The organism is Streptococcus mitis, assembly GCF_000722695.1.
GTDB lineage: Bacteria > Bacillota > Bacilli > Lactobacillales > Streptococcaceae > Streptococcus > Streptococcus mitis_O.
The window spans coordinates 40499-52019 of record NZ_JPFU01000002.1 but is presented as its reverse complement, the minus strand read 5'-3'; the positions used below and the strand labels follow the sequence as shown (position 1 = coordinate 52019).

Genomic DNA, 11521 nt, shown 5'->3' with positions numbered 1-11521 from the left:
TTCAATCACCTTAAGTTGTGAGGGACGGCAGCAGCCACCAAAGGTGTCTCATGCCTAAATTGGAAGCCCAAGGTCTTCCAATTTCCCTGAACGATTGGATTATCATCCAATCGTTCTTTGACAACGGCGGTGATTGTTCTATATTAGCTCGCTAACGCTCGCAAGTTATGCGACCATTATCGTATTTGGCGACTTCGTCGCATTATTCTTATATCTTTACTTAATTGCCTTGCTTCCGATATCTTTTCGGTAAAAGAGGCCTTCTGTATTTTGTTTGTCAAGTTCCTTGTAGATGGTTTCTTGGGCTTCTTTGACGGTATCAGCAGTGGTGACAAGCATATAGACACGGCCTCCGTTTGAAAGAAGGTCTTCCCCATTTTCAGCAAATTTAGCTCCGGCATAGTAGGTGATGATATTGCCTTCTGTCTTAGTTGGCAACTCGACACCCTTTGCATAATCTAGCGGATAGCCCTTGGATGCAACAACCACACCTAGAGTCACACCCTTGTTCGTCCATGTGATCTTCGGCTCCTTGCCATCGAGAATATCCGTGATATTTTGTGCAAAGTCAGACGTCAATCGTGGCAAGATAATCTGAGTTTCGGGATCTCCAAAACGAGCATTGAACTCGATAACTTTAGGTCCATCTGCTGTTAAAATAAGCCCTGCGTAAAGTACACCAAGATACGGGCGGTCTTCTTTAATCATCCCTTCAAGGACTGGCTTGACAATGGTGTCAACCGCTGTATCAACCACGCTCTGTGACAAGTGAGGAACTGGCGCATAGGCACCCATCCCACCAGTGTTAGGCCCTTTGTCGCCGTCATAGGCACGTTTGTGATCCTGAGCCGTTGGCATGATGTAGAACTTATCACCATTGACAAAGGCAAAGAGTGAAAATTCCTCTCCTTCAAGGAATTCCTCAATAACCACACGCGCACCTGAGTCACCAAATTTATTGTCCAAAAGCATCTCGTGAGCTGCTTCGACTGCTTGCTCGACTGTCTCAGCAACGACAACACCCTTCCCAAGGGCCAAACCATCCGCCTTGACCACGATAGGAGCCCCCTGCTTTTCGATATAGGCCTTGGCTTCCTCAAAGTCCGAGAATGTGCCATAGGCTGCTGTCGGAACGCCATATTTGACCATGATTTCCTTGGCAAAATCCTTGGACCACTCCAGCTCAGCTGCCAATCTTGTCGGACCAAAGGCTTTGAGACCAGCTTGGTTAAAATCATCCACGATACCAGCCGCAAGAGCATCATCTGGCCCGATAAAGGACCAAGCAATATCGTTGACTTTTGCAAACTCAATCAATTTAGAATGTTCGGAAATGGAGATATTTACCAAATCCAAACCATCCAGAGTCATCCCATCATTCCCAGGAGCAACAAAAACCTTTTCTACCTCTTTTGACTTAAGCAACTTCTTAGCAATCGCATGTTCACGACCACCCGAACCGACAACAAGTAGTTTCATTTCTCAACCTCTTTTGCGAATTATTTACTAACATTATAACACAAACGTTCGTTTTAATCTTGTTTTATTAAGCATTTTTAAGCAAAAAAGGAAAGAAACTGTTTTCTTCCCTTTAGTGTTCTTAATGTCTAAAATGTCTCACGCCTGTGAAAACCATGGTCAAGCCATACTTGTTCGCTGCTTCGATAGATTCTTGGTCACGGACTGAGCCTCCTGGCTGGATGATGGCCTTGATACCTGCTTTGGCGATTTCTTCCACGTTATCCGCAAATGGGAAGAAGGCATCCGAAGCAAGTACAGCACCGTCAAGGCGGTCTTTGGCTTGGTCAATGGCAATACGAACAGAGGCCACACGATTAGTTTGACCTGGACCAACACCCAGTGTCATGTGGTCGTTGGTCACGATAATTCCGTTTGATTTGACATACTTGATAGCCTTCCAAGCGAACTCAAGAGCTGTCGCTTCTGTCTCAGTTGGTTGGCGTTTGGTCACCACTTGCCAATCGGCTGGGCTTTCTTTCACCACATCTTGGTTTTGCACTAGAAGTCCACCGACCACGCCTGTGTACTCCGCTTCCACTTCACTAGCATCTTGAGCGTCAAATGGCAAGGCAAGAATGCGCAAGTTTTTCTTTTTGTTGGTCAAAATGGCTAGTGCTTCATCCGTATAGCTCGGTGCGATGATGATTTCAAGGAAAACGCCATGCATCTTCTCAGCCGTCGTAGCATCTACTTCACGGTTGAGAACGACGATACCACCGAAAATTGATACTGGATCAGACTCATAAGCGTAATCCCAAGCTGTTTCTATATCATCCGCCTGACCAATTCCACATGGATTCATGTGTTTGAGAGCTACAACGGTTGGACGGTCTTTAAAATCACGGATGATACGAATAGCCGCATCCGCATCACGGATATTGTTAAAGGATAATTCCTTACCGTTGAGCTGTTTAGCTGAAGCAATCGAGTAATCCGTTGGCAAAGCTTTTTGGTAAAAGTCTGCATCTTGTTGAGGGTTTTCACCGTAACGCATTGCTTGCTTGAGGTCATAGGTCAAGGTCAGTTTTTCAGGTTTTACTTCACCCACTTGAGCTGTGAAGTATTCTGCAATCAAAGCGTCATAAGCCGCTGTGTGACGGAAAACCTTGGCTGCCAAACGTTGGCGAGTTTCATAAGTTGTTTCACCGTTTGCTGACAATTCTTCCAAAACCACTGCATAGTCAGCAGGGTCTACCACAACTGTTACGCTAGCGTGGTTCTTCGCTGCTGAACGAAGCATAGATGGCCCACCGATATCAATGTTTTCAACTGCATCAGCGTAAGTCACGTCCGGTTTGAGGATGGTTTCCTTAAATGGGTAAAGGTTTACCACAATAAGATCAATGAGCTCAATCTGGTTCTCCTTAGCTGCTTCCAAGTGACTATACAAGTCACGACGAGCCAAAAGTCCCCCGTGGATATTTGGATGAAGGGTCTTGACACGGCCATCCATCATCTCTGGAAAACCAGTCACATCATCGATGGCAATGGTCTTCACCCCAGCTGTATCAAGGGCAACCTTGGTCCCACCTGTTGAGATAATATCCCAACCGAGTTTTTTAAGTTCTTGGGCAAATTTAACAATGCCCGATTTGTCTGAGACACTGATCAAGGCTTTTTTCGTCATTCTATTCCTCTTTCTTTAAATCCAAGCGCATAGCGACTTCGTTATTTTCTTCTATAAATCCTGTTTCCTGAAAACCCAGACTAGTCAGCAGGTGCTTCATTTTTTCATTTCCAACCACATAATCTGCAATAATATGATTGCAAATGCTATCCATCTGAGCCTTTTTGATCAGAACTTCCAAGGCTTTTCGTCCATAACCTCTTCCTTGGTACTGCTGGCCAATCATTATCCGCCAGATAAAGTATTCCGCTTCATCCTTATCTATTTCCAACAGGAGAAAACCAACTACAAGCTCATTCCAATAGATTGCCATTGGAAACACATCCCCATTCTCTCGGTAGAGCCATGCGTCAGCTAAAGAGCGTACATTTGGAGACACGAAACATGCTCGTTCATCAGCTTCAGATATTTTCAAATCCAGCACGGCCTGAAAACTATTCTCATCTACTAATTTCAAATTAATCATTTTTTCTACAGCAAGATTTCACAATCAAAACTTGATTTACTTCTTATCTTCTACCCACCTCTAAACTCTCCAACACTTGAGGATAGAGCTGATACTCGGTGGCATGGATACGAGCTTCAAAGCTATCAATCGTATCATCAGCTAACCGTGGTACACGAACTTGTTTGATAACCTTTCCTGTATCCACACCTGAGTCCACCCAGTGAATGGTAACGCCGCTCTCAGCAACGCCAGCATTCCAAGCATCCACAATCCCATGAACTCCTGGAAATTCTGGCAAGTAGGCTGGATGAATATTGATGATTCGTCCTTCATAAGCTGCCAATAAGGTGGGCCCAACGATTTTCATGTAGCCTGCTAGACAAACCAAGTCAATCTGGTGTTCTTCCAAGAGTTCGACAAGGGCCACTTCGTAGTCTGCCTTGCTCTCAAACTCCTTGAGTTCAAAAGCATAGGACAGAACTCCGAGCTTGTCTGCTCGCTCAAGCACATAGGCATTACGATGGTCTGAAAAGACAAACTCCACTGGAAATTCTTCGGCAATCACCTGAAAATTTGAGCCATTACCAGAGGCAAAAACCGCTATTTTTTTCATTTGATGATGACACTTTCGTTTTCTTTCTTGACGATACGACCAATTTCATAGACTGGTTCATCCAACAATTCCTTGACACGACTTACATTTTCAGGGCTAACTGCTAGCATAAGTCCCACACCCATATTGAAGATTTCAAACATTTCTTCATGTTTGATCTGACCGTATTTTTCAAGGGCTTTGAAAATCGGTAAAACTGGAATCTTGTCTTCCTCAATCTCAGCAGTCAAGTCAGCTGCAAACATACGAGGGACATTTTCGATAAAGCCACCACCAGTGATGTGGGCAATGCCGTTAACCAACCCTTCCTTGATGAGTGGTAAGACAGCCTTGACATAGATACGAGTCGGCTCAAGAAGAACTTCCTTGAGTTTCTTGCCTTCCAATTCTGGCAAGATTTCCTCACCTGTGTAATCCGCAAAGACACGACGGACGAGAGAGTAACCATTGGAATGAATCCCACTTGAAGCAAGTCCGAGAAGAACATCACCTTCTGACACCTTGGAACCGTCAATGATTTGAGATTTTTCAGCCACCCCGACCGCAAAACCAGCCAAGTCATAGTCATTTTCGCCATACATGCCAGGCATTTCAGCTGTTTCACCACCGATAAGGGCTGCACCAGCTTGCACACAACCTTCAGCCACACCAGCAACCACTTGTTCTAGCTTAGCTGGTTCATTCTTGCCAGTTGCGACGTAGTCAAGGAAATAGAGGGGCTCCGCACCTGCAGCGATGATATCATTGACACACATGGCTACACAGTCCTGACCGATGGTATCGTGCTTGTCGTACTTGATAGCCAGCATGAGCTTGGTTCCGACACCGTCAGTTCCTGAAATCAAGACGGGTTCTTTAACCCCAGTCTTTGAAAGGTCAAACATACCACCAAAGCCACCCAGAGCTCCCATGACACCTGCACGCTCCGTACGAGCCACGTGCTTTTTAATCCGTTCAACAACTTCATAACCCGCTTCAACATCCACACCAGATTGAGCGTACGCATTTTTATTTGCCATTTCTTTATTCCTTTTCTTTTATGGAGAATCTCAGTAACTCACTTGTAAAAACTAGTCTTTTCTTCTAAACTTCTACGATAGTCTTCTTCATAGTCGTAGAGAGGCGTTGGGTAGTCACCGTCAAAGTAAGCGACACAGAGACCACCATTTGGCGCATCTGTTTCAATCCCAATCGACTCAATCAAACCATCAATTGAAAGATAAGTCAGACTGTCCGCACCAATGATTTGGCGAGTTTCTTCGACCGTATGATTAGCTGCAATCAGCTCCTGACGGGTCTGGATATCAATCCCGTAGAAGCATGGATAAGCTAACGCTGGACTTCCAATAGCAACGTGAACCTCGGTCGCACCTGCTTCTTTCAAGAGCTGGACGATACGGCGAGACGTTGTCCCACGAACAATGGAATCATCCACCATGACCACACGTTTGCCTTTCACAACGCCTGAAACAGCAGACAGTTTCATCCGCACCCCTTGCTCCCGCAATTCTTGAGTCGGTTGGATAAAGGTACGTTGAGTGTATTGATTCTTAATAAGTCCCATTTCATTTGGCAGACCAGATTCTTCTGCAAAACCCATAGCTGCGCTGAGGGAAGAATTGGGTACACCGACCACGATATCTGCCTCATGCTTGAATTCACGCGCCAATTGGGCACCCATACGTTTACGTGCAGTATGGACATTGACACCGTGGATATTAGAATCAGGACGAGCAAAGTAGATATACTCCATTGAACAAATCGCTAACTGGGTTTCATCTGTATAGCTGTCATACTGGATGCCCTTGTCATCAATGATCACAATCTCACCTGGCTTCAAATCACGAATCCACTCAGCACCAATGACTTCAAAAGCGCAGGTTTCAGAGGAAACAACCACCGCTCCATTGGCCATTTTCCCGATAGAAAGAGGACGGAAACCATTAGGATCAAGAGCCGCAATCAACTTGTCTTCAAACAGTAAGATATAGGCAAAGCCACCTTTGACAAGACTGAGCGCCTCCTTGATTTTGCCCATTAAGTTCGGATTATGACTGCGACGAATGAGGTGAGCCAAGATTTCCGAGTCCGAAGTCGCGCTGAAAATGGCTCCTCTTTCTTCTAACTCTTTCTTAAGAGAGGTTGCATTGGTCAGATTCCCATTATGAGCCAAGCCAAACTGCATATCGTGAAAACGGAAGAGGAAGGGCTGGATGTTATCTACAGAAGCTTCGCCAGCAGTCGCATAACGCACATGCCCAATCGCACTAGTTCCTGTCAATTTATCCAAATTAGCAGGATTTCTGAAGACTTCTGATAGAAGCCCCATATCGCGATGGCGCTTTAGTTTTCCTTGGTCATTGGAGAGGATTCCTGCCCCCTCCTGACCACGGTGCTGAAGACTGTGGAGACCAAAATAGGTCAATTTAGCAGCATCTGGATGTCCCCAGATACCGAAAACACCACATTCTTCATTAAGAGATTTTACTTCGTATGTCATTTTATATACCTAATTTTTATTTGTGTAGCACCAAGAGCTAAATCTACATGACTTTTACATTACTAATACTATCTGTTAGCAAATCTGCAAGTCTTATTTTCCAGTAAAGTATTTAACAGCCGATGCAAACAGGTGCTGGTCTTTATTTCCTGGAATGTTTTGGAAAAGACCGTCCTCATAACGTTCTGAATGTCCCATCTTACCAATGATTTGACCATTCTTGCTGGTAATTCCTTCGATTGCATGGACAGAACCATTTGGATTGTACTTAGAATCCATGCTTGGTTTTCCGTCAAAGTCAACATATTGGCTGAAAATTTGTCCATTGTCACGGAGCTCCGCAAATTCCTCAGCCGTCACGACAAATTTCCCTTCACCATGCGAAACAGGAATAGCGTGGATATCGCCCACTTGCACCCCAGCCAACCATGGTGAGTTGGTATTGGCAATCCGAGTTTCCACCATCTTGGCCACGTGTTGGTTGGCATCATTGTAGAAGAGGGTTGGGCTCGTACTGCTAGCATCCTCGAAGTTTCCGTACGGAAGAAGACCTGATTTGACGAGGGCCTGGAATCCATTACAGATACCGATAATCAAGCCACCACGGGCGATAAAGCTATCAATAGCTGCACGCACTTTTTCATTGAGCAGGATATTGACAATAAACTTAGCGGAACCATCTGGTTCGTCCGCAGCTGAGAAGCCACCTGCAAAGAAGAGAATGTTAGCCTTGCCGATGTTGTCAACCATAGTTTCAACCGACTTGACAATAGCCTCTTCATTCAAGGTCACAAATGGCACCAAGTTGACCTCTGCACCTTCTTTCTCAAATGCCTTGGCTGAGTCATATTCTGAGTTGGTTCCTGGGAAGACTGGGATATAAACCACAGGTTTTTCAACCTTTTCTTTTGCTTTAACCACAACATCTGATACCACAGCTGGTACTTCAGCCAATTCTTTAGATTGAGCAAATTCTGTTGGGTAAACTTCTTCCATTCTTCCTTGAAAGGCACTGTCAAGTTTCTGTCCATCTAGCTTCACACCGTTGACAAGGAGTGTAAAGTCTGCACTTGTTTGTCCAATCTTCTCTACTCCAGCAATTTCTTCAGGCGATGTGAAGACAAATCCACCCAATTGAGCTGTCAAGGCTGTTTCAAGTTCAGGCAAGGTTACCTCTGCACCGATATGGTTCCCAAAGGTAGCAAGAGCCAAACTTTCAACGACACCACCATATTTAACAGCTGATGCAGATGTTACTTTGTAAGTTGCTTGGATGGCTTCAAACTGAGCAAAGTGAGACTTAATCAAGTCAAAATCAATCTCTGCAGAGAGGGCCTGACCTGGGATGTAGTAGATGTTTTCACCAGCAGCTTTGAACTCGGGAGAAAGCACCTTACGGCTATCCGCTGTCGTCACCCCAAAGGCAACCAAGGTTGGTGGTACGGTCAATTCTTCAAAGGTACCAGACATAGAGTCCTTCCCACCGATAGATGGCAAACCAAGTTGGATTTGTGCTTCGATAGAGCCTAGAAGAGCTGCTATTGGCTGACCAAAACGCTCAGCTTGCTTGTCCATACGCTCGAAGTACTCTTGGTAAGAGAATCGAGCCTTAGACCAGTTTGCACCAGCAGCAACCAAACGAGCAGTTGCTTCGATAACCGCATAAGCAGCACCGTGGTATGGAGACCATTCAGCTACATATGGGTTGAAACCTTGAGCAATGACTGACGCAGTATGAGTCACACCGTGTTGAACTGGCAATTTCTGTACAGATGCCTCAGTTGGAGTGAGTTGATAGCGACCGCCAAGTGGATGATTGACCGTTGAACGACCGACTGAGCAATCAAAGATGGTTTGCAATCCTTTTTGACTCGCATGGTTGAGATCAGACAGAACTGTAAGTGTATCAGCTTTCAGTGTTTCTACGTTTGTTGTGCGTTCTTCTGGAAGTTTGACATCCTTGTCCACAACCTTGGCATCGACAACCACGCGCACACCATTGGTATCAAGGAAACGACGCTCCAAGTCCACGATTGTCTCACCATTCCAGTGCATGACAAGATTTGGTTTTTCAGTCACTGTCGCAACCACAACAGCATCAATATTTTCTTTGTTACATGCTGCAACGAAGGCATCCACATCTTCAGGACGAACCACGACTGCCATCCGTTCTTGAGATTCAGAGATGGCAATTTCGGTACCATTCAAGCCTTGGTATTTAAGAGGAACCTTGTTGAGGTCGATTTCAAGACCATCTGCCAATTCACCGATAGCCACACAGACACCGCCTGCACCAAAGTCATTAGACTTCTTGATAAGACGAGTGACATCGCCATTACGGAACAGACGTTGAATCTTGCGTTCTTCGATGGCATTCCCTTTTTGAACCTCAGCACCAGCAGTCTCTACAGACTCAACTGTTTGAACTTTAGAAGAGCCTGTCGCACCACCGACACCATCACGTCCAGTCTTACCTCCAAGAAGAATAATCACATCACCCGCTTCTGGTTTTTCTCGGACGACATTGCCCTTAGGAGCCGCTCCGACAACAGCACCTAGCTCCATACGTTTAGCTACAAAGCCTGGGTGGAAGTACTCACGAACATAAGTCGTCGCAAGCCCAATCTGGTTCCCATACGAAGAATAACCATGAGCCGCTGTTTTAGAAATGACCTGTTGTGGCAATTTCCCAGCGCGAGTTTCCGAAATCGGTGCTGTAATATCACCAGCACCCGAGATACGCATAGCTTGGTAAACGTAAGAACGACCTGACAATGGGTCACGAATGGCACCACCGATACAAGTAGCAGCACCACCAAATGGTTCGATTTCTGTTGGGTGGTTGTGGGTTTCGTTCTTGAACATGAGGAGCCATGGCTCTTTCACACCATCAACGTCCACTTCAATTTCGACTGAGCAAGCATTGATTTCATCTGACACTTCCATATCGTCCAAACGTCCATTGGCACGCTCATAACGACCGAAAATAGTTGCCATATCCATCAAGGTTTGTGGCTTTTCAGAACGCCCCAACTCATCACGCATGGCAATATATTTTTCATAGGTTGACTGCAATTGCTTTTGGAATTTAGAAGCTGAGAAATCAATGTGTTTCAACTCTGTCTCAAAAGTCGTGTGACGGCAGTGATCAGACCAGTAAGTGTCCAAAACCTTGAGTTCTGTTTCCGTCGGCACGCGCCCGATTGACTTAAAGTAGTCTTGGATAAAGAGCAAATCATCCACTTCCATTGCCATCCCTTGCTCGGCCTTGTAGCGAGCAAAGTCTTCTGCTGTATAGCTTTCAAAGAAAGTCAATTTCGGAATGGTCTTGTCTGACTCTGAAAATTCCTGCTTGGCAATCCCTGTCGTGATATCCTTGAAACGAGAATCAACTGGATTGAGCAAGTAGTTCTTGACCGACTCTAACTCAGTCGCATCAATATCTTTATTCACCAAGTAAAGTTGGGCTGTATTGACTGTCACATCACTCGAACTTCCCAGCAAAAGCAAGGCTTCCTGTGAAGAAGCTGCGCGCTGGTCAAACTGTCCAGGCAAGCTTTCAATGGCAAAGAAAGCATAGTTGGCAAGATCCGCCTGCACAGCAGTTTCGTCCAAGACATGGTCTGTCACCTGCTCAGAGAAGATGTGTTTCTCTGCAGGTTCAAACAAGTCCTCTGCCAAATCAAAGACATCATAAACTTGCACGATACGAATACTTTTCAAAGTTGACAATCCCAAGTTATGCTGGAGTTCTCTAACCAAACTCTCTGACTTGACCTGAAAATCAGCCTTTTTTTCAACAAAAATACGTTTATCCATCAATTCTTATTCCTTTATTTCAGCTCTTGCAATGTTCCCAAACAGCCTTGAGGTTGTTATTTCAATTCCTGCAACTTTTCCCAGACAATCTCGTAAACGTCTGTTAGTTCACCTAGACCCCTACGGAGTGAAAAGGTCTGGGGGACCTTTTCAGCCTGAGTCCTTTTAGTTGAGAGACGAAGGTTCTCCGTTGCTAACAGATTATTTCAAACCCTGCAACTTTTCCCAAACAATCTCATAAACGTCGGTTAGTTCTCCCAATCCTCTACGGAAAACATCCTTATCCATGTGGTTGCCATCCGCATCCCACAAGCGGCAGTTATCTGGTGAAAATTCGTCTGCTAAGATAATCTTGCCATCCTTATCAAAACCGAACTCTAGCTTAAAGTCAATCAACTTAAGCCCAATCTCAGCAAACCAAGCTTTCAAGAGTTCATTGATACGACGGGTTTCTTCCTTCAAGTAGGCAATCTGCTGCTCATCCGCAATCTGTAGGAATTTCACATGCTCGTCATTGATAAATGGATCATCCAAGTCATCATTTTTATAGTAAAATTCGACAATCGGAGTCTCAAAGGCGATACCTTCATCTACGCCAAAACGTTTTGAAAAGGAACCAGCTGTGTAGTTTCGAAGCACAACTTCTAGAGGAATAATCTTAACCTTTTTATTGAGCTGTTCCGTGTCCGAAAGTTTCTCCACAAAGTGAGTCGCTACACCAACCGCATTTAATTTCTCAAAAATAAAAGATGAAATCTGATTATTCAACACTCCCTTACCTGCAATCTGCTCCTTCTTGACACCGTTAAAAGCAGTCGCCTGGTCCTTGTAAGTCGAAATAATAAGATTTTCATCCTCTGTTGTATAGATATCTTTAGCTTTTCCCGAATAGATTAATTGTTTTGACATTTTAAAGTTCGCCTTTCGTATTACTTGAGCACATTCTACCACAAAAACCCTAAAATTACAAGAATTTAACCGAATAAATAACAC

10 protein-coding genes are annotated in these 11521 nt (G+C 44.8%); all 10 read right to left on the bottom strand.

Annotated elements, in window-relative coordinates:
• Positions 1 to 5: 5 nt before the first annotated feature.
• A complete protein-coding gene (locus tag SK629_RS12545) occupies positions 6 to 134 on the bottom strand; it encodes a phosphoribosylaminoimidazole carboxylase (RefSeq protein ID WP_080710143.1) in 129 nt (42 codons plus the stop codon).
• Between the two features lie 82 nt (positions 135 to 216).
• Positions 217 to 1479 (bottom strand): phosphoribosylamine--glycine ligase, encoded by a 1263-nt coding sequence (gene purD, locus SK629_RS00385; RefSeq protein ID WP_042900097.1) that lies wholly within the window; start codon positions 1477 to 1479, stop codon positions 217 to 219.
• A gap of 121 nt (positions 1480 to 1600) precedes the next feature.
• Positions 1601 to 3148, bottom strand: coding sequence for a bifunctional phosphoribosylaminoimidazolecarboxamide formyltransferase/IMP cyclohydrolase (purH, locus tag SK629_RS00380; protein WP_042900094.1), 1548 nt, complete (start codon positions 3146 to 3148; stop codon positions 1601 to 1603).
• A 1-nt stretch (position 3149) separates the two neighbouring features.
• Positions 3150 to 3614 carry a GNAT family N-acetyltransferase gene (locus tag SK629_RS00375; protein ID WP_042900093.1) on the bottom strand — a complete coding sequence of 155 codons (465 nt, stop codon included), beginning with the start codon at positions 3612 to 3614 and terminating at the stop codon, positions 3150 to 3152.
• A 43-nt stretch (positions 3615 to 3657) separates the two neighbouring features.
• Positions 3658 to 4209, bottom strand: a complete 552-nt coding sequence (gene purN / locus SK629_RS00370) for a phosphoribosylglycinamide formyltransferase (RefSeq protein WP_042900092.1) — start codon at positions 4207 to 4209, stop codon at positions 3658 to 3660.
• The gene (gene purM, locus SK629_RS00365) at positions 4206 to 5228 is read right to left on the bottom strand and encodes a phosphoribosylformylglycinamidine cyclo-ligase (protein WP_042900091.1); all 1023 of its coding nucleotides are present in this window, start codon (positions 5226 to 5228) and stop codon (positions 4206 to 4208) included. Before purM ends, purN begins: the two co-directional genes overlap by 4 nt.
• Before the next feature lie 38 nt (positions 5229 to 5266).
• Positions 5267 to 6709, bottom strand: coding sequence for an amidophosphoribosyltransferase (purF, locus tag SK629_RS00360; protein ID WP_042900090.1), 1443 nt, complete (start codon positions 6707 to 6709; stop codon positions 5267 to 5269).
• Between the two features lie 93 nt (positions 6710 to 6802).
• Entirely contained in the window at positions 6803 to 10528 is a 3726-nt protein-coding gene (locus tag SK629_RS00355) for a phosphoribosylformylglycinamidine synthase (protein ID WP_042900089.1), read from the bottom strand.
• A 56-nt stretch (positions 10529 to 10584) separates the two neighbouring features.
• Positions 10585 to 10728, bottom strand: coding sequence for a phosphoribosylaminoimidazolesuccinocarboxamide synthase (locus SK629_RS12915; RefSeq protein ID WP_080710150.1), 144 nt, complete (start codon positions 10726 to 10728; stop codon positions 10585 to 10587).
• A 1-nt stretch (position 10729) separates the two neighbouring features.
• Complete coding sequence (purC, locus tag SK629_RS00350; protein WP_042900087.1) at positions 10730 to 11437, bottom strand: phosphoribosylaminoimidazolesuccinocarboxamide synthase; 708 nt, start codon at positions 11435 to 11437, stop codon at positions 10730 to 10732.
• Between the last annotated feature and the right edge of the window lie 84 nt (positions 11438 to 11521).